The sequence below is a fragment of the Parviterribacter kavangonensis genome (assembly GCF_056863335.1).
Genome location: NZ_JBXPJA010000001.1, coordinates 762,158 through 779,962, shown reverse-complemented (window position 1 = coordinate 779,962; position 17,805 = coordinate 762,158). Strand labels below are relative to the sequence as shown.

The window sequence follows — 17,805 nt, the reverse complement described above, 5'->3', positions numbered from 1 at the left end:
CCGTTCCCCCGGAGGCCCAACCCATGAACGTCGAGATCTGGTCGGACATCGCCTGTCCCTGGTGCTACGTCGGCAAGCGCCGCTTCGAGGCGGCGCTCGAGCAGTTCGAGCACCGCGACGAGGTCACGGTGACGTGGCGCAGCTTCGAGCTCGATCCGACCGCGCCCGCGGAGCGCACCGGCGACTACGCCGGCATGCTCGCGAAGAAGTACGGCACGTCGCCCGAGCAGGGCCAGCAGATGATCGACCGCATGACCGCGACCGCCGCCGAGGACGGCCTCGACTTCCACTTCGAGCGCGCGCGGGCCGGCAACACGTTCGACGGCCACCGCCTCCTGCACCTCGCGGCCGCCCACGGGCGCCAGCACGAGATGAAGGAGCGGCTCATGCGCGCCTACCTGACCGACGGCGAGCTGATCTCCGATCGCGAGACGCTGCAGCGCCTCGGCGAGGAGGCCGGCCTGCCGGCCGACGAGATCCGCGAGACGCTGCTCACCGAGCGCTTCGCCGAGGAGGTCCGCGACGACGAGCGCACCGCCTCCTCGCTCGGCATCGGCGCGGTCCCGTGCTTCGTCGTCGACCGCTCCGTCGCCCTGTCGGGCGCGCACGAGCCCGCGCTGCTGCTCAAGCTCCTCGAGAAGGGCTGGGAGCAGCGCACGCCGATCACCGTCCTCGCGAACGGGGAGGCATGCGGCCCCGACGGGTGCTGACCCCGGCCGGCGAGGCCCACGTCCACCTCCACGCGGTCGTCGAGCCGCGGGGCGCCCTCGTCCTCGGCCATGGCGCCGGGGGCGGCGTCGGGGCGCCCGATCTCGTCGCCGCCACGGACGCGGCGAACGAGGCCGGCCTGACCGTGGCGCTCGTGGAGCAGCCGTACCGCGTGGCCGGCCGGCGCTCGCCAGCGCCCGCGCCGCAGCTCGACACGGCGTGGACCGCGGTCCTCGAGTCGCTGCGGGCGGACGCGCTCGCCGGCCTGGACGTCGTCACCGGCGGCCGCTCGTCGGGCGCGCGCGTCGCCTGCCGGACGGCGGAGGCGGTCGGCGCGAAGGGCGTGCTCTGCCTCGCGTTCCCGCTCCACCCGCCGGGGCGGCCGGAGAAGACGCGCCTGCCGGAGCTCGAGCCCGTCGAGGTCCCGGTGCTCATCGTCCAGGGCGAGAAGGACCCGTTCGGGATGCCGCCCGCGGCGCCGGGCCGTGAGGTGGTCGTCGTGCCGGGCAACCACTCGCTGCGGTCGACCGCCAAGGTCGCGGCGGCGGTCGGCGAGTGGCTCGGACGGATCTTCTAGCTCAGCCCTTCTCGACTGCAGACGCGTCGCCCGCGGCCGATCCACTTGGACGTGAGGCTCGGGACGCGGGAGATCGTGCTCGGCGCGGTCATCGCCGTGCTGCTCGCCGTGCTCTGGGCGCGCCCGGACTTCACCGCGATCGGCCGCTCGAAGGACTTCCCGGACGACGTGGCCGTGAAGGCGCGCAAGCCGGTGAACATCTACGGCGACCAGCTCAACCTGCGGACGCTGCAGCTGCTCGACTCGATCAACGCGATGTGGGCCGACGCGTTCGAGGCGGTCGGCGACAAGTACGAGCGGCCGCTCATCGACACCGAGGAGGGCCACCCGTCGGAGGGGTGCGGCAGCGACTCCTCCGGCTGGACGGGCATCTACTGCTCGCGCGAGCACAGCATCGTCATCGACCTCGCCAATGCGAAGGAGACGTACGAGCTGCTCGGCGAGAGCGCGGCCGATGACCGCGTGGCGTACGTGCTCGCCCACGAGGTCGGCCACCACGTCCAGGCGCAGCGCGGCCAGCTCGGGGCCAACACGCAGGAGGGAGCGGTCAAGTCCGAGCTGCAGGCGCAGTGCATGGCCGGCCTGTACGCCCACGCGACCGGCCGCCCGCTGCCGCCGGCGTGGACGTACGCCGACGACGGCGGGCACGGGACGGTCGCAGAGCAGCGGACGTGGCTCGAGCGCGGCTGGCGCACGGGGCGCCCGGCCGTGTGCGAGCGCATCTGGGACTGATGCGTCAGCCGCCCGGGCGGCGGTAGTTCGCGGACCGCTGGGCCGCGGCGTCGACCTCCTCGGGCGTGAGCAGCACGACGGTCCGGGCGTTGACGGCGCCGGACGCGTTGACGGCCATCGCGACCGCGGCGGCGGCCTCGTTGTCGGGCAGCTCGACGATCACGAACGCATCCGCGTGGCCGAAGCCGAAGTGGAAGCTCTCGAGCCGTCCGCCGACTCCCTCCGCCATCTCCGCCACGGCCTGGCGCCGGGCGCTTCCCCCGCCGCTCTGGACGCCCTTGACGCCCTCCGGTGTGTACGACGCCTCGATGAGGAACTTCGGCATGTGCCGCCTCCTTCGGGTGACTCCCGGGAGCCCGACCCTCTCACGCCGCCCGCGACCGCGTTGGGGAGGTCTTCACTCAGCCGGCGCGGACGCCTTCCAGGGCGAGCAGGCGCCGCTTGACGTCGACGCCGTACGCGTACCCGGTCAGCGAGCCGTCGCTGCCGATGACGCGGTGGCACGGGACGACGATGCACGCCGGGTTGCGCCCGTTCGCGTGGCCGACCGCCCGCGCGGCGGCCGGCGTGCAGACCTCCGCCGCCAGGTCGCCGTAGCTGCGCGTCTCCCCGTACGGGATCGCCGCGACCGCGTCCCACACCTTGCGCTGCCACGGCGTGCCCGCGAGGTCGAGCGGCAGGTCGAAGGCGCGCAGGTCGCCGGCGAAGTAGGCGGCCAGCTGCTCGCGCGCGGCGCGCAGGTGCCCGGCGCGGTCGTCGCGGCGCCACGCGACGTCCGGCGGCGCGAGGCGCATCGCGGCGATGCCGGCGTCGCTCGCGGCGACGACCAGCGGGCCGAACGGGGTCTCGGCGGCGGTGAAGACGGTCATGCGGACAGAACGCCCGCGCGCGCGGGAACGTGAGGTTCAGGGAACGAGGACGACCTTGCCGACGTTGCGGCGCTCGGCGAGCATCCGGTGCGCCTCGCCGGCCCGGTCGAACGGGATCTCGGCGGCGACGACCGGCTCGATCGTGCCGTCGTCCATGAGCGCGCGCAGCGGCGAGACGAACGGCTCGAGCGTTCCGCGGTCGTCCCACAGCGTCAGGACGTTCAGGCCGATGACCGCCTTCGACTCGTGCATCTGCTTGATCAGGTTGAAGCCGCGCAGCATCGGCGGGCCGTTGCGCAGCACGTTGCGCACGTCGCGCTTCTCGCTGCCGGTCACCGACGAGGCGCCGAAGGCGACGAGCCGCCCGCCCGCGCGCAGCAGCTTGTACGACCGCGGGAACGACCGCCCGCCGAGCGCGTCCATGATCAGGTCGAACGGCGGCAAGCCGCGTTCCCACCCCGTGCGCGTGTAGTCGATCGGGTGCTCGACGCCGAGCTCGCGGATCCGGTCGTGCTTCGACGGCGACGCCGTCCCCCACACCTCCGCGCCGTGACGGCGCGCGATCTGCGTCGCCGCGATCCCGACGCCGCCGGCCGCGGCGTGGATGAGCACGCGCTCGCCCGCCCGCAGCGACCCGTAGCCGAGCAGGCCGGTCCACGCGGTGGCGTAGTTGACGGGGATCGCCGCGGCCTGCGCGAAGGACAGGCCGCCGGGGATGTCGACGAGCTCACGCTCGGGCACCGCGACCAGCTCCGCCTGCCCGCCGAAGCGCGTCCCGGCCATCACGCGGCGGTCCGTCCCGCGCACGACGCCCGCCACCTCGTAGCCGAGGACGCACGGCGTCGGCGGCGCGTCCTCGTACAGGCCCTGGCGGGCCATGTGGTCCGCGAAGTTCACGCCGGCGGCGTGCACCTCGACGACCACTTCGCCTTCGCGGGGCACCGGATCGGGCCGCTCCTGAACCTGGAGCGCCGAGTAGTCGCCGGTGCCTGTGAGGACGACGGCTCGCATCGGCGCGGGACACTACCGGGAGAAGAATTGGCCTTCTCACTAGACCATGCATTAGGGTCGGCCGCTGATGCAGGACCACATCGCGCTGGCAGGCGTGACGAAGCGCTTCGGCGACCTCGTCGCAGTGGACGACCTCGATCTGGAGATCCCCGCCGGATCGTTCTTCGCCATGCTCGGCCCGTCGGGCTGCGGCAAGACGACGACCCTCCGGATGATCGGCGGGTTCGAGGATCCGACGAGCGGCACCGTGAAGCTCGGCGGCCAGGACGTCACGAACCTGCCGCCGTACAAGCGCGACGTGAACACGGTCTTCCAAAGCTACGCGCTGTTCCCCCACCTCAGCGTCGAGCGCAACGTCGGGTTCGGCCTCGAGCGCCGCAAGATCGCCCGCGAGGAGGTCCGCAAGCGCGTCGCCGAGGCGCTCGATCTCACGCAGCTGACCGGTCTCGGCAAGCGCAAGCCCAGCCAGCTCTCCGGCGGCCAGCAGCAGCGCGTCGCGCTCGCGCGCGCGCTCGTCAACCGCCCGAAGGCGCTGCTGCTCGACGAGCCGCTGGGCGCCCTCGACCTGCGCCTGCGCAAGCAGCTGCAGATCGAGCTCAAGCGCATCCAGCGGGAGGTCGGCCTCACGTTCGTGCACGTCACGCACGACCAGGAGGAGGCGATGACCATGGCCGACGAGATCGCGGTCATGAACGAGGGCCGCATCGAGCAGCGCGGCTCGGCCACCGAGCTCTACGACGCTCCGCGCACCGAGTTCGTCGCGAACTTCCTCGGCGACTCGAACCTCATCGACGCCACGCTGCGCGGTGCGCAGGGCGGCAACGACGGGTTCGCGTGCTACGAGACGCACGACGGCGCCACGGTCTGGGCGCCGGGGTCACGGGACGGCGCCGTTCGCGTCGGCGTCCGCCCGGAGAAGCTCCACATCTGCAAGGAAGCACCGGAGGGGTCGAACGTCCTGCGGGGCAGGGTCGAGGTCGCCTCGTTCCTCGGTGTCTCGCTGCAGTACATCGTCCGCACGCCCGGAGGCGAGGAGCTGATGGTCGTCGAGCAGAACCGGGGGCGCGGCGACGCCGCGGGCCCGGGAGCCGACGTCCTCCTCGCATGGCGCCCCGAACACACCTTCGTGGTTCCCAAGGAGAGCACTTGATGGCCCGTGAGTCCTTCGAATCGCGCCTCGAGCGCCTGATCGCCGAAGACCGCATCTCCCGCCGCGGCTTCGTCGGCCGCGCCGGCTCGACCGTGCTGGCGGGCTCCGCGCTCGCCGCCTTCCTCCAGGCGTGCGGCGGCGCCGAGGGGGAGAACGAGAAGAGCAGCGGCGCGAGCACGCAGGAGGAGCCGGCGGGTCACCCCAAGACCGCCCTCGGCACGATCGTCTTCTCGAACTGGCCGCTCTACATCGACAAGAAGGTCGTCAAGCAGTTCAACAAGGAGACCGGGGCCAAGCTCAAGTACCTCGAGGACATCAACGACAACACCGAGTTCTTCGGGAAGGTCCGCCAGCAGCTGCAGCAGGGCCGCTCGATCGGCCGCGACCTCGTCGCGCTGACGGACTGGATGGCCGCGCGGTGGATCCGGCTCAACTACACGGAACCCATCGACAAGAACAACGTCCCGAACGCGAGCAACCTGCGCCAGAACCTCGTCGGGGTCTCGTGGGACGACGGCCGCAAGAACTCGCTGCCGTGGCAGTCCGGCATGACGGGCATCGGCTACAACAAGAAGGAGCTGGGCGAGATCAAGTCGCTCAAGCAGCTCTTCGACCCGAAGCTCAAGGGCAAGATGACGTGCCTCTCGGAGGCGCGCGACACGCTCGGCCTGATCATGTGGATGCAGGGCGCCGACCCGTCGAAGGCGACGGTCGACCAGATCAAGGCCGCGGTCGACTACCTCGACGAGCAGAACAGCAAGGGCCAGATCCGGCGCTTCACCGGCAACGACTACACGGGCGACCTGACCAAGGGCAACGTGCTCGCGTGCATGGCCTGGTCGGGCGACATGGTCCAGCTGCAGTCCAGCAACCCGGAGCTCGACTTCGTCATCCCCGAAGAGGGCGGCATGCTCTGGTCGGACAACATGATGATCCCGCAGAAGGCGGAGGCGCCCTACGGCGCCGAGGTCTTCATGAACTACGTCTACGACCCCGAGGTCGCCGCGAAGATCGCGGCGTACGTCAACTACGTCACGCCGGTCGACGGGACCAAGGAGGTCCTCGAGAAGACCGACCCGAAGATCGCCAACAACCCGCTCATCTTCCCGGACGAGCAGACGCTCTCGAAGCTCGCCGTGTTCAACGCCCTCTCGGTCGAGGACGAGCAGACGATGAACGAGGGCTTCGAGGCGGTCGTCGGGGCCTAGAGGCGGCGCATGTCGCTCAGCCGCCGCCGCTCGCTGATCCCCTACGTCCTCCTGGCGCCGGGGCTCATCTGGCTCATCGTCTTCTACCTCATCCCGTCGCTCACGCAGGGCTACGTCTCCCTGCAGACCGGCAACTTCGAGGTCGGGTACACGTTCGACTGGAACTGGTCGACGTACAAGGACGCGCTGACGACGTACGACGAGCAGTTCCTGCGCTCGATCGAGTACGCCGCCATCGCGACCGTCCTCGCGCTGATCATCAGCTTCCCGCTGGCGTACTTCCTGGCCTCCAAGGCGGGCCGCTGGAAGAACTTCATGCTGCTGCTGATCATCCTGCCGTTCTTCACGAGCTACCTCGTGAGGACGGTCGCGTGGCAGACGATCCTGTCGGACAACGGCTTCGTGGCCGAGCGGCTGCGCGACGTCGGCCTCCTCGCCGAAGACGGCCGGCTGCTGGCGACGACCACCGCGGTCGTCGCCGGCATCACCTACAACTTCCTCCCGTTCATGGCGCTGCCGCTGTACGTGTCGCTCGAGAAGATCGACCGGCGGCTCATCGAGGCGGCGACCGACCTCTACGCCAGCCGCTGGCAGGCGTTCCGGCGCGTGACGCTGCCGCTCGCGGTGCCCGGCATCTTCGCCGGCTCGCTGCTGACGTTCATCCCGGCGGTCGGCGACTTCGTCAACGCCCAGCTCCTGGGGACGTCGAACCAGTACATGATCGGCAACGTCATCCAGTCGAAGTTCCTCGTCGTCACGGACTACCCGGAGGCGGCGGCGCTGTCGTTCATCCTCATGGCGTTCCTGCTCGTGTGCGTGCTGATCTACGCCCGCGTGCTCGGCGCGCGCAACCTCGAGGAGGCGGTGCTCTGATGCCGGCGCGGCTCGGCAAGCGGCCGCTGCGCGACTGGCTGATCGGCGCCTGGGCGGTCGCCGCGCTCGTCTACCTCTTCATCCCGATCGCGATCGTCATCGCGTACTCGTTCAACGACAACAGCGGGCGCTTCAACCTCACGTGGGAGGGCTTCACGCTGCGCCACTGGCAGCACCCGTTCGCGGTCGAGGGGCTGTCCGAGGCGCTGAAGAACTCGATCCTCATCGGCGTCATCTCGACTGCGCTGGCCGTGGGCCTCGGCGTGTTCATGGCGCTCGCGCTCGTGCGCTACCGCTTCCACGGCCGGTCGGGCCTGGACCTCTTCGTCTTCCTGCCCCTCGCGACGCCCGAGGTCGTGCTCGGCGCCGCGCTGCTCGGCCTCTTCATCACGTGGGCGGTGAACACCGGCTTCGCGACGATCGTCATCGCCCACACGATGTTCAACGTCTCCTACGTGGTCGTGACGATCAAGGCGCGCTTGCAGGGCATGGACACGCACATCGAGGAAGCCGCGATGGACCTCGGGGCGAACGAGTGGACGACGTTCCGCAAGGTGACCCTGCCGCTCATCGCGCCGGGCGTGATGGCGGCCGCGCTGCTCGCGTTCGCGCTCTCGATCGACGACTTCGTGATCACGAACTTCACCGCCGGCCAGACCGTCACGTTCCCGCTCTTCATCTGGGGCGCGGCGCGCCAGGGCGTGCCCGCGGAGGTGAACGTCATCGCGACGATGATCCTCATCGTGACGCTCGTGCTCATGGCGCTGAACGTGATCATCCAGCGGCGGCTCGCGCGCGCCGACACGGCCGTCGCCACGGAGCCCGCGCGCGCCGCCGTGAACCCCGGCCTCGCGCAGTAGCCGCGCACCGGTGCGGATCCTCCGCGTCGAGCACCCCGACGGCGGCGGCCCCGGCGTGTTCGGCGACGTCGCGCCGATGGACGCCTGGCGCGCGTGGGAGGAGCCGCCGCCGGACGGCGCCTTCGACGCGATCGTGCTCTACGGCGGCGCGACGAACGTCGCCGACGCCGCCCACGAGCCGTGGCTGCGCGACGAGCTCGCCTGGCTCGAGGAGCACGTGCGCGCCGGCGTGCCGGTGCTCGGCCTCTGCCTCGGCGGGCAGCTGCTCGCCGCCGCGCTCGGCGCCGAGGTCCGGCGCAGCGAGCCGCCCGAGATCGGCTGGACGCCGCTCGCGCTCACCGAGGCGGGCCGCGCCGACCCGGTGCTGAGCGCGATCGATGGCACGGGCGAGGCGTGCCAGTGGCACTCGTGGGCGTTCGCGCTGCCCGATGGGGCGACCGCGCTGGCCACGAGCGACGTGTGCCTGCAGGCCTTCCGTCACGGCCGCTCGGTCGGCGTCCAGTTCCACCCGGAGGTCGACGCGCCGACGCTCGCGCGCTGGATCGACGGGTGGCGCGCCGACCCCGACGCCGTCGCGCTCGGCTTCGACCCGGGGGCGGCGCAAGACGAGGCCGCGCAGCGGCTGCCGGACTGGAGCGACCGGGGACGGAGGCTCTTCCGGTCGTTCCTGGATGACGCGGTTCGTTTCGCCTGAGCCAAGGCGGGGAACTGGTGCGCCGACGAAGCGTTTTCCAGCGCACCGCACGGCAGGGGTCTCATCGCACGGCGGGTGCGCACCGAAGAAGGAGTCTCTCGAATGAGCGCATCCGCCGCAGCGGCGGGGCGCGGGCAGGGCGGTCTCGGCAGAGTCGAGTCCGACATCCCTGCGCGCCTCGACCGCCTCCCCTGGTCCAAGTGGCACTGGAGCATCCTCATCGGCCTCGGCACGGTGTGGATCCTCGACGGCCTCGAGGTCACCGTCGTCGGCTCGATCGCCGCGCGGCTGGCCGAGAAGGGCTCTGGCGCCCACATGTCGGAGTACCAGGTCGCGGTCGGCGCGACGTTCTACGTCATCGGCGCTTGTCTGGGCGCCTTGTTCTTCGGCTGGCTGACAGATCGGTTGGGCCGGAAGAAGCTCTTCATGGTCAGCCTCGGCGTGTACCTGCTCGCCACGGTCGCGACCGCCTTCACCATGAACCCGATCTGGTTCTGGGCCTGCCGCTTCTTCACCGGCGCCGGCATCGGCGGCGAGTACGCGGCGATCAACTCCGCCATCGACGAGCTCATCCCCGCCCGCGTGCGCGGCCGCGTCGACCTCATCATCAACGGCTCGTTCTGGGTCGGCGCCGCGCTCGGCGGCGCGCTGTCGGTCTTCCTGCTGTCCGACACGTTCGCGGTCGACGTCGGCTGGCGCCTCGCGTTCGGCCTCGGCGCGATCCTCGGCTTCTGCATCCTGATCGTCCGCCGCATGGTGCCCGAGAGCCCGCGCTGGCTGACCATCCACGGCCGCCACGAGGAGGCCGAGCGGATCGTCGCCGACATCGAGCGCCAGGTCGCCGAGTCGACCGGCCAGCCGCTCGCCGAGGTCCCCGCTGACAAGAAGATCACCGTCAACCAGCGCCGCAGCTTCGGCTTCGGCCACATCGTCAAGACGGTCTTCGCCAGCTACCCGCGCCGCACGGTGGTCGGCCTCGGGCTCTTCATCGGCCAGGCGTTCATCTACAACGCGGTGCTGTTCACGCTCGCCACGACGCTCACGAAGTTCTTCGGCGTCGAGGAGAGCGCGGCCCCGTGGTACATCGTCGCGTTCTCGGTCGGCAACTTCCTCGGGCCGCTGCTGCTCGGGCCGCTGTTCGACTCGGTCGGCCGCAAGCCGATGATCGCCGGCACGTACCTGCTGTCCGGCCTGCTCCTGCTCGCGACGGCGATCCTGGTCCGCCAGGAGGTCCTGACGACGGACACGCAGATCATCGTGGCCATGTCGGTCATCTTCTTCTTCGCTTCCGCGGGCGCCTCGTCGGCGTACCTGACGGTGAGCGAGGTGTTCCCGATGGAGACCCGCGCGCTGGCGATCTCGTTCTTCTACGCCGTGGGCACCGGCCTCGGCGGCGCGATCGGCCCGCTGCTGTTCGGCAAGCTCATCGAGGAGTCGCTCACCGCGCTCACGTGGGGCTACGTCCTCGGCGCGGTGCTGATGATCGCCGGCGGCCTGATCCACCTGTTCCTGGGCGTCGAGGTGGCGCGCAAGAACCTCGAGGAGATCGCGCAGCCGCTGTCCGCGGAGGACGACACGGAGACGACGGACGACCGCCGCGACGGCGACCGCACCGGCCGCTTCTCGCGTGAGGAGGAGCCGGCGCACGGCCTCGCCCCCACGCCGGGCCCGAGCGGCCTGCGCGGCCGCAGCCGCCGCCCGCGGGTGTAGCGAAGGGACTGCCGGTTCGGAGCGCGGCATGCGACCATCCGTCGCATGCCGCGCGACACCGGCTTCCCGTCGTCGGACGCGTCCGACGACTTCCTCCGCGCCCGGCGCAGCCAGGCGCTTCGCCGCGTCACGCGCGGCCTGCGCGACGGCGACGTCGACCTCATCCTCCCGTTCGACGAGGTCATCGCCGAGCTCGGGCGGACCGGCGAGCAGAGCCGCGGCCTGCAGAGCGTCGAGCTCGGCTCCGTCGTCGGCACGGTCGACCGCCGCACCGGCTTCGACCGGTCCTTCCGCCCCACCTCCTCGCAGGTCCGCGGGCGGTGGGAGCGCATCGCGGCGATCATGCGGCGCGGCGACCCGCTGCCGCCCGTCTCGCTGTACCGCGTCGGCGAGGTCCACTTCGTCCGCGACGGCCATCACCGCGTGTCCGTCGCGCGGGCGCTCGGCCGCTCCCACATCGACGCGTACGTGACCGAGGTGCTGACGCGGATCGGGGCGAGCCGCTCGCTGCGGCTGTCCGACCTGCCGCAGAAGGGCCACGAGCGGCTCTTCCGCGAGCGCGTGCCGCTACCGCCCGAGATCGCGCCGCGCGTGACGCTGTCGGACCCGTGGCGCTACGGCGAGCTCGCCGAGGGCGTCGAGGCGTGGGCGTTCCGCGCGATGCAGGAGCGCGGCGAGCCGCTCGGCCGCGAGCAGGCGGCGCTGGCCTGGTACGAGAGCGAGTTCACGCCCGCGGTCGAGCTGCTGCGCGGCGCCGGCCTCGTCGGGACGGACGAGACCGACGCGGACGCGTACGCACGGCTCGGCTCCGAGCGCTACCGCCTGATGCGCACCGTCGACTGGAACGACGACGTGATCAGGCGGCTGCAGTCCCCTTCGCGGCGGTGAGGTTCGTGCCGTCCTTCGCGTCGAAGAGGTGGAGCTTCGCCGTGTCCATGAAGAGCCGGATCCGCTCGCCCATCTTCACCTTGCTCTCCGGCGCGAGCCGGGCCACGACCTGGCTGCCGCCGGCGCCCGGCACCTCGGCGGTGCCCGCGTCCTGGGCGATCTCCTGCAGCGCGTCGGACTGCGCGGTCTCGCCCTCGTAGTCGAAGAACGCGTAGATCTCCGAGCCCATCGACTCCGTCAGCGCGATGTCCGCCTCGAAGACGTGGCCGGTCGGGTGGCGGTGCTCGTCGACGAGCGAGGCGTCCTCGAAGTCCTCGGGGCGGATGCCCGCGATGACCTCGCGCCCCGCGTCGCCGTGACCCTCGAGCGCCCGGCGCAGCTCGTCGGGCAGCGCCACCTCGCCGAGCGGCAGGCGCACGCGCCCGCCGTCGAGGCGCGCCGGCATGAAGTTCATCGCCGGCGAGCCGATGAAGCCCGCGACGAACAGGTTGACCGGGCGGTCGTAGAGCACCTGCGGCGTGTCGACCTGCTGCAGCACGCCGGCGCGCATGACCGCGACGCGGTCGCCGAGCGTCATCGCCTCGGTCTGGTCGTGCGTGACGTAGACCGTCGTCGTGCCGAGCTGGTTCTGCAGCCGCGAGACCTCGGCGCGCATCTGCACGCGCAGCTTCGCGTCGAGGTTCGACAACGGCTCGTCCATGAGGAACGCCTTCGGGTCGCGCACGATCGCGCGGCCCATGGCGACGCGCTGGCGCTGGCCACCCGAGAGGTTGGCCGGCTTGCGGTCGAGGTGCTGGGTCAGGTCGAGGACGCGGGCGGCCTCCTCGACCTTGCGATCGATCTCGGCCCGGTCCACCTTGGCGAGCTTGAGCGCGAAGCCCATGTTCTCGCGCACCGTCATGTGCGGGTACAGCGCGTAGTTCTGGAAGACCATCGCGATGTCGCGGTCCTTCGGCGCGCGGTCGTTGACCACGTCGCCGCCGATCCGCAGCTCGCCGTCGGAGATGTCCTCGAGCCCGGCGATCATCCGCAGGGCGGTCGACTTCCCGCAGCCCGAGGGGCCGACGAGGATCATGAACTCTCCGTCGTTGACGTCGAGGTCGAGGTGCTTGACGGCCTCGAAGCCGTCCGGATAGCGCTTCGTGACGTCGCGCAGCTGGATGTCGGCCAACGCGGGCTCCTAACCCTTGACGGCGCCCGCGGTCAGGCCCGCGACGATGCGCCTCTGGAAGAACAGGACCATGATCACGATCGGGATCGTGACCACCATCGACGCGGCCGCGATCGAGCCGGTCGGCTGCTGGAACTGCGACGCGCCGGGGAACTGCGAGATCGCCGCCGGCACCGTCTGCGCCGCGCTCGTCGACGTCAGCGAGACCGCGAAGACGAAGTCGTTCCACGCGAAGATGAACACGAGGATCGCGGTCGTGAAGACACCGGGAGCGGCGAGCGGCGCGATGACCTTCCGGAACGCCTGCATCGGCGTCGCGCCATCGACCTGCGCTGCCTGCTCGAGGTCCCACGGGATCTCGCGGAAGAACGCCGACAGCGTGTAGATCGCCAGCGGCAGCGTGAAGGTCATGTACGGGATGATCAGGCCGGGCCACGTGTCGAAGAGGCCCAGGTTGCGCCACATGTTGTAGAGCGGTCCGACGATCGAGATCGGTGGGAACATCGCGATCGCGAGAGCCGCCGTGAGCATGAGGGTCTTGCCGGGGAAGTCGAGCCGGGCGATCGCGTACGCGGCCAGCGCGGCGAGCGCGACGGCGATGATCGTCGCGATCAGCGCGATGCCGATCGAGTTGCGCAGCGCGTCGGTGAAGACGCCCTGATCGAAGATCGCCTCGTAGTTGTCCGTCGACCACTTCGACGGGATGAGCCGTCCGTCGTTCAGCGTGGCCGGATCCTTCAGCGACAGCATGAGGATCCAGAACACCGGGAACAGCGCGAAGATCAGGACGAGCAGATCGAGGCCGATCCAGCCGGCGATCTTGTTGCGGTCGCGCTCCATCACTTGCCTCCCCGCTGCTGCTCGAACGATGTCCCGAAGCCCTTGACGAAGAGGAACGCGATCAGGGCGACGCACACGAAGATGAGCACCGAGATCGCCGAGCCGACGCCCAGGTTCAGCCTGTTGAGCAGCTCGTCGTAGCCGAGCACCGAGACCGACTCGATGTTCGGGTTCCGCCCGTTGGAGATGATGAAGACCGAGTCGAAGATCCGGAACGCGTCGAGCGTGCGGAACAGCAACGCGACCAGGATCGCCGGCTTCATGAGCGGGATCGTGATCCGCCAGAAGCGCTGCCACGCGGTCGCGCCGTCGACCTTCGCCGCCTCATGCAGCTCGTCGGAGACGAGCGTCAGGCCGGCGAGCAGCAGCAGCGCCATGAACGGCGTCGTCTTCCAGACCTCGGTGAGGATGACGATGACGTAGTTCCAGAACCCCTCGGTCACCGCGGTGGGGTCGAAGTCCCAGCCGAAGAGCTTCGGGACGAAGCCGCCCTCCGCGCTCGACCACGCGAACCGCCAGGCGAACGCCGCCACGACGGTGACGATCCCGTAGGGGATCAGCGCCGACGTGCGGACGAGCCCGCGGCCCACGAGCGCGCGATGCATGACGAGTGCGAGCAGCATGCCGAGCACGAGCTCGAGCGCGACGGAGATGACCGTGATGAGCACGGTGTGGCCGAGGTCGGTCCACCACACCCCGGACGAGAGGACCGTGCCGTAGTTCTGGAGCCCGACGAACTCACGGTCGTCGGGGAAGCGCAGGTCTGCGCGCAACAGCGACAGGTAGAGCGCGTAGAGGATCGGATACGCGGTGACGGCGAGCATCACGAACGCCGCCGGGGCGCAGAGCAACCAGCCCAGCTTGCGCTCCGCCTTCGCGCGGTCGGAGAGGGCCTTCTTCCTCGGCGCCTTCTCGACCGTCGGCTGCTTGGTCGTGCTGACGGCTCCCGCTTCCATCAGATCAAGCCCTTCGACTCGAGTGCGTCCTGCAAGGTTCCCTTCAGGTCATCCGTGAACCCGTCGACCTTGATGCTCGATGGCGGCGACACGGCTTTCGCCACGGCGAGCGAGACATCCGCGTAGGCCGGCGTCTGCGGCCGGACGCCGCCCTCGTCGACCTGCTTCTTGATCAGCGCGGCGAAGGGGTAGTCCTTCTGGAACTTGGGGTCGTCGTAGAGACTCGCCAGCGTCGGCGGCAGACCGCCCTTCACCGCCGCCTCGCGCTGGTTCTCCTCGTTGCGCATGCACGCCGCGGCGTCGAACGCCTCGTTCGGGTGCTTCGTGTACGCGCCGACGCCCCAGTTGATGCCGCCGATCGGCGCCTTGACCGGCTTGTCCTCGCTGACCGCGGGATACGGCGCCCAGGCGATCTGCTTGAAGACCTCCGGGTTCCCCTCCTTCGCGCTGGGATAGATGAAGGGGTAGTTGATCTGGAACGCCGCGTTGCCCTGCTCGAACGCGATGCGCGTCTGGTCCTCCTTCGCCGCGCTCAGCGACGGGTCCGCCGCCTTCGAGGTGGCGAGCCTGTGCATGATCTCCGCCGCCTTCTGCCAGGACTCCGACGGCGTCGCCTTGTCGCCCTCGATGATCGTTCCGCCGCCCGAGGTGACGAGCGCGTTGAACCACACGGTCACGCCCTCGTACTGCGCGCCCTGGATCTCGATGAGCCCCTTCTCGGGCAGCTTCTCGGCCGCGTCGATGAGCGCGTCCCACGTCTTCGGCGGGTCCTGCACGAGGTCCTTGCGGTACCAGAGGAGCTGCGTGTTCGAGTTCGCCGGAGCAGCCCACAACCGATCCTTGTAGGTCGCGGTCTCCAGCGGACCCTGCAACGTGCCTTGACGTATCTGCTGAGCGCGGTCGTCCGGCCACGGCAGGATCCACTCCGCCTCGGCGAACTCCGCGGTCCAGACGACGTCCATGCCGAGCAGGTCGATGCTGGAGTCCTCCGCGGCGAGGCGGCGGACCAGCGACTGACGCTGCTGATCGGCGTTGTTCGACAATGCGTTCAGCTTCACTTCGAAGCGCCCGCCGGACGCATCGGAGCAGCGTTTCGCGGCGTTCTTGAACGCGCCCGAGGGCTCGTTGAACACCCAGAGGTTGATCGTCGCTCTCCCGGACGACGACCCTTCGTCCCCGCACGCAGCCGCGAACAGCACTGCTGCCGCGAGGACGGCTGCAGCAGCAGCGCGACCCATGGCGCGGCACGTTACAACTTCGCGGCGGCTGCTACGAACCCGGAATGCGGCGCGAGCGTTGCGGGCGCGTCGCCGCTCACCCCGCGGGTGTGCACGAGCAGCGTCCCGGCGCGCGGCGCGGGACGTTCCTGAGCGGTCAGGTTGATGGCCACGATGTGCTCGTCGCCGCAGCGGAAGGCGAGCACGCCGTCGGCCGTCTCGAGCGGCGTGCGCCCCGCCCCGAGGCGGTGGCGCACCGCGATCAGGTCGCGGTAGAGCCACAGCAGCGAGCCGCGGTCGCGCTCCTGCTCGGCGACGCCGCCGCCCGGGACGTCGAGCGCGGGCAGCCAGGGCGTGCCATCGGTGAAGCCGCCGTGCGGCTCGCGCGCGCTCCAGTTGACGGGGTGGCGGTGCGGGTCGCGGCCGGCCCGATCGTGCGCCGGGTTCGACGGCGGCCCGTCCGGCATCCCGATCTCGTCGCCGGCGTAGACGAACACCGGCCCGGCGAGCGTGAGCGCGAGCAGCGCCGCGGCGCGGACGTTCTCCTCCCCTACGCGCGTCGGCAGGCGCGGGAAGTCGTGGTTCGAGAGCACCCACGCGACGCGCTTGCCGCGCGCGGCGTCGAGCGCCGCCCCGATCGCCGCGCGGTCCCAGCCCGCGAAGAAGAGCTCGAACGCGAACGCGACGTCGAGGTGCTCGAGGTACGGGTCGAGCTGCTCCGTCGGCAGGAACACCTCGCCGACGAGGAACGCGCCGTCGCCGGCCGCTTCGCGCAGCGCGGCGAGCGCGGTGCCGATGTCGGGCGCGTTGCGCGAGTGACGGTGCTCGAGCGACGCGGAGTCGGCGTGCTCGGGGAACCGCGCGCCGGACCCGGCGGGCGGGTCGTCGCGCAGCTGCGGGTCCTTCAGCAGCCGGTCGATCGCGTCCAGGCGGAAGCCGTCGACGCCGCGCGCCCGCCAGAAGCGCAGCACGTCGCCGACCGCCCTCGGGACCTCCGGGTTGCGCCAGTCGAGGTCCGGCTGCTCGGGGTAGAACGAGTGCAGGTACCAGCCGCGTCCGTGCGGGTCCGGCGACCAGGCCGGACCGCCGAACGACGCGATCCAGTTGTTCGGCGGCCCGTCGCGGTCGGACCACACGTACCAGTCCGGATGCTCGGTGAACCACGGGTGCTCGATCGACGTGTGGCACGGGACGACGTCGAGCAGCACCTTGAGGCCGCGGTCGTGGGCGGCGGCGACGAGCGCGTCGAGCTCCTCGAGCGTCCCGTACCGCGGGTCGACCGCCTCGTAGTCGCTGACGTCGTAGCCCATGTCGTGCATCGGCGACGGGTAGATCGGCGACAGCCAGATCGCGTCCGCGCCGAGCGTCACGATGTGATCCAGCCGCCGCGCGACACCGGCCAGGTCTCCGTCCCCGTCCCCGTCGGAGTCCTGGAAGGAGCGGGGGTAGATCTGATACACGACCGCGTTGCGCCACCACTCGTCAGCCACGGCGCGGAACCCTATGGCCCTCCCCCTCATCGGCATCAGCACGTCGGAGCTGCGCAACCCGAAGGAGCACGTCAACCGCTCCCAGAGCGAGCCGCCGATGCGGGAGCTGGCCCTCGGCCTGACGTACCCGCAGGCGGTCGCGCGCGGCGGCGCCGTGCCGGTGGTCATCCCGCCGTTCACGTCCGACGAGCAGATCGCGGCGCTGCTCGACCGCGTCGACGGGATCCTGCTGGCGGGCGGCCCCGACCTGCACCCGTCGCTCTACGGGCAGGAGCCGCATCCCGAGCTCGGTCCGACCGAGCCGGCGCTCGACGGCTGCGAGGTCGCGCTCGCGCGCATGGCGCTGCGCCGGCGGCTGCCGCTGCTGTGCATCTGCCGTGGAGCCCAGGCGCTGAACGTCGCGCGCGGCGGCACGCTGCACCAGCACCTCCCCGGCCATCGCCAGGAGGATCCCGGCCGCGTGCCGACGCACGGCGTGCGCATCGCGCCGGAGAGCCTGCTCGCGCGCGTGCTCGGCGCCACGGAGGTGCAGGTCAACTCGTTCCACCACCAGGCCGTCGACCAGCTCGGGCGCGGATTGCGTGCCGTGGCGTGGTCCGACGACGGCCTCGTCGAGGGCATCGAGGCAACCGACCGCGAGTTCGCGCTCGGCGTCCAGTGGCACGCGGAGGGGCTCGTCGACCACGCCGAGCAGCGGGCGCTGTTCGACGCCTTCACCGAGGCCTGCGCCCGGCCGCGCACCGACGCCCGCGCCGCGTAGGCGCTCGACGGGCGGGCGAGCGCCAACCTCGTCAACTCCGACCGACAGGCGGAGGGACCGGTGTCCGGTGCCAGTTAGTTTGCGACCGTGC

At 70.9% G+C, this 17,805-nt stretch carries 19 protein-coding genes; 11 read left to right on the top strand and 8 right to left on the bottom strand.

What is annotated here, in order from left to right; all coding sequences use genetic code 11:
* The first annotated feature begins 23 nt into the window (after positions 1-23).
* The 3 genes from AC1UE4_RS03920 to AC1UE4_RS03910 are packed head-to-tail and all read left to right on the top strand — an operon-like array spanning position 24 to position 2,017.
* Positions 24-710: a DsbA family oxidoreductase gene (locus AC1UE4_RS03920; protein WP_482915916.1), complete on the top strand. Its 687-nt coding sequence runs from the start codon at positions 24-26 to the stop codon at positions 708-710.
* A complete protein-coding gene (locus AC1UE4_RS03915; RefSeq protein WP_482915915.1) occupies positions 689-1,285 on the top strand; it encodes an alpha/beta hydrolase family protein in 597 nt (198 codons plus the stop codon). Before AC1UE4_RS03920 ends, AC1UE4_RS03915 begins: the two co-directional genes overlap by 22 nt.
* 51 nt (positions 1,286-1,336) lie before the next feature.
* Positions 1,337-2,017, top strand: a complete 681-nt coding sequence (locus tag AC1UE4_RS03910) for a neutral zinc metallopeptidase (RefSeq protein ID WP_482915914.1) — start codon at positions 1,337-1,339, stop codon at positions 2,015-2,017.
* Positions 2,018-2,021: 4 nt separating this feature from the next.
* Here the strand turns inward: AC1UE4_RS03910 and AC1UE4_RS03905 are convergent, their stop codons facing one another.
* The 3 genes from AC1UE4_RS03905 to AC1UE4_RS03895 form a co-directional block, all read right to left on the bottom strand.
* Positions 2,022-2,342: a GYD domain-containing protein gene (locus AC1UE4_RS03905; RefSeq protein WP_482915913.1), complete on the bottom strand. Its 321-nt coding sequence runs from the start codon at positions 2,340-2,342 to the stop codon at positions 2,022-2,024.
* A 76-nt stretch (positions 2,343-2,418) separates the two neighbouring features.
* Positions 2,419-2,886 carry a methylated-DNA--[protein]-cysteine S-methyltransferase gene (locus AC1UE4_RS03900; protein WP_482915912.1) on the bottom strand — a complete coding sequence of 156 codons (468 nt, stop codon included), beginning with the start codon at positions 2,884-2,886 and terminating at the stop codon, positions 2,419-2,421.
* Between the two features lie 36 nt (positions 2,887-2,922).
* The gene (locus AC1UE4_RS03895; protein ID WP_482915911.1) at positions 2,923-3,897 is read right to left on the bottom strand and encodes a zinc-binding dehydrogenase; all 975 of its coding nucleotides are present in this window, start codon (positions 3,895-3,897) and stop codon (positions 2,923-2,925) included.
* A gap of 67 nt (positions 3,898-3,964) precedes the next feature.
* Between AC1UE4_RS03895 and AC1UE4_RS03890 the strand changes: the two genes are divergently transcribed.
* From AC1UE4_RS03890 to AC1UE4_RS03860, 7 genes are all read left to right on the top strand, one after another.
* Positions 3,965-5,047: an ABC transporter ATP-binding protein gene (locus AC1UE4_RS03890; RefSeq protein WP_482915910.1), complete on the top strand. Its 1,083-nt coding sequence runs from the start codon at positions 3,965-3,967 to the stop codon at positions 5,045-5,047.
* On the top strand, positions 5,047-6,255 hold the full coding sequence (locus tag AC1UE4_RS03885; RefSeq protein WP_482915909.1) for a polyamine ABC transporter substrate-binding protein: 1,209 nt from the start codon (positions 5,047-5,049) through the stop codon (positions 6,253-6,255). The genes AC1UE4_RS03890 and AC1UE4_RS03885 overlap by 1 nt, the downstream gene beginning before the upstream one ends.
* Positions 6,256-6,264: 9 nt before the next feature.
* Entirely contained in the window at positions 6,265-7,128 is an 864-nt protein-coding gene (locus tag AC1UE4_RS03880) for an ABC transporter permease (protein WP_482915908.1), read from the top strand.
* Complete coding sequence (locus AC1UE4_RS03875) at positions 7,128-7,988, top strand: ABC transporter permease (RefSeq protein WP_482915907.1); 861 nt, start codon at positions 7,128-7,130, stop codon at positions 7,986-7,988. Before AC1UE4_RS03880 ends, AC1UE4_RS03875 begins: the two co-directional genes overlap by 1 nt.
* A 10-nt stretch (positions 7,989-7,998) precedes the next feature.
* Positions 7,999-8,682 carry a type 1 glutamine amidotransferase gene (locus AC1UE4_RS03870; RefSeq protein WP_482915906.1) on the top strand — a complete coding sequence of 228 codons (684 nt, stop codon included), beginning with the start codon at positions 7,999-8,001 and terminating at the stop codon, positions 8,680-8,682.
* A 102-nt stretch (positions 8,683-8,784) separates the two neighbouring features.
* Positions 8,785-10,392 (top strand): MFS transporter, encoded by a 1,608-nt coding sequence (locus tag AC1UE4_RS03865; RefSeq protein ID WP_482915905.1) that lies wholly within the window; start codon positions 8,785-8,787, stop codon positions 10,390-10,392.
* A gap of 45 nt (positions 10,393-10,437) precedes the next feature.
* The gene (locus AC1UE4_RS03860) at positions 10,438-11,280 is read left to right on the top strand and encodes a chromosome partitioning protein ParB (protein ID WP_482915904.1); all 843 of its coding nucleotides are present in this window, start codon (positions 10,438-10,440) and stop codon (positions 11,278-11,280) included.
* Here AC1UE4_RS03860 and AC1UE4_RS03855 read toward each other — a convergent pair.
* Genes AC1UE4_RS03855 through AC1UE4_RS03835 form a run of 5 tightly spaced genes read right to left on the bottom strand, consistent with a single transcriptional unit; the run spans position 11,249 to position 16,954 of the window.
* The gene (locus AC1UE4_RS03855) at positions 11,249-12,451 is read right to left on the bottom strand and encodes an ABC transporter ATP-binding protein (RefSeq protein ID WP_482915903.1); all 1,203 of its coding nucleotides are present in this window, start codon (positions 12,449-12,451) and stop codon (positions 11,249-11,251) included. The genes AC1UE4_RS03860 and AC1UE4_RS03855 overlap by 32 nt on opposite strands.
* 9 nt (positions 12,452-12,460) lie before the next feature.
* Positions 12,461-13,291, bottom strand: a complete 831-nt coding sequence (locus tag AC1UE4_RS03850) for a carbohydrate ABC transporter permease (protein ID WP_482915902.1) — start codon at positions 13,289-13,291, stop codon at positions 12,461-12,463.
* A complete protein-coding gene (locus AC1UE4_RS03845) occupies positions 13,291-14,247 on the bottom strand; it encodes a carbohydrate ABC transporter permease (protein WP_482915901.1) in 957 nt (318 codons plus the stop codon). The genes AC1UE4_RS03850 and AC1UE4_RS03845 overlap by 1 nt, the downstream gene beginning before the upstream one ends.
* Complete coding sequence (locus AC1UE4_RS03840; protein WP_482915900.1) at positions 14,247-15,485, bottom strand: ABC transporter substrate-binding protein; 1,239 nt, start codon at positions 15,483-15,485, stop codon at positions 14,247-14,249. Before AC1UE4_RS03840 ends, AC1UE4_RS03845 begins: the two co-directional genes overlap by 1 nt.
* A gap of 11 nt (positions 15,486-15,496) precedes the next feature.
* Positions 15,497-16,954, bottom strand: a complete 1,458-nt coding sequence (locus tag AC1UE4_RS03835) for an alpha-amylase family glycosyl hydrolase (RefSeq protein ID WP_482915899.1) — start codon at positions 16,952-16,954, stop codon at positions 15,497-15,499.
* Positions 16,955-16,967: 13 nt separating this feature from the next.
* On the opposite strand from AC1UE4_RS03835, the gene AC1UE4_RS03830 reads away from it, so the two are divergent.
* Positions 16,968-17,714: a gamma-glutamyl-gamma-aminobutyrate hydrolase family protein gene (locus AC1UE4_RS03830; protein WP_482915898.1), complete on the top strand. Its 747-nt coding sequence runs from the start codon at positions 16,968-16,970 to the stop codon at positions 17,712-17,714.
* Positions 17,715-17,805 lie beyond the last annotated feature (91 nt).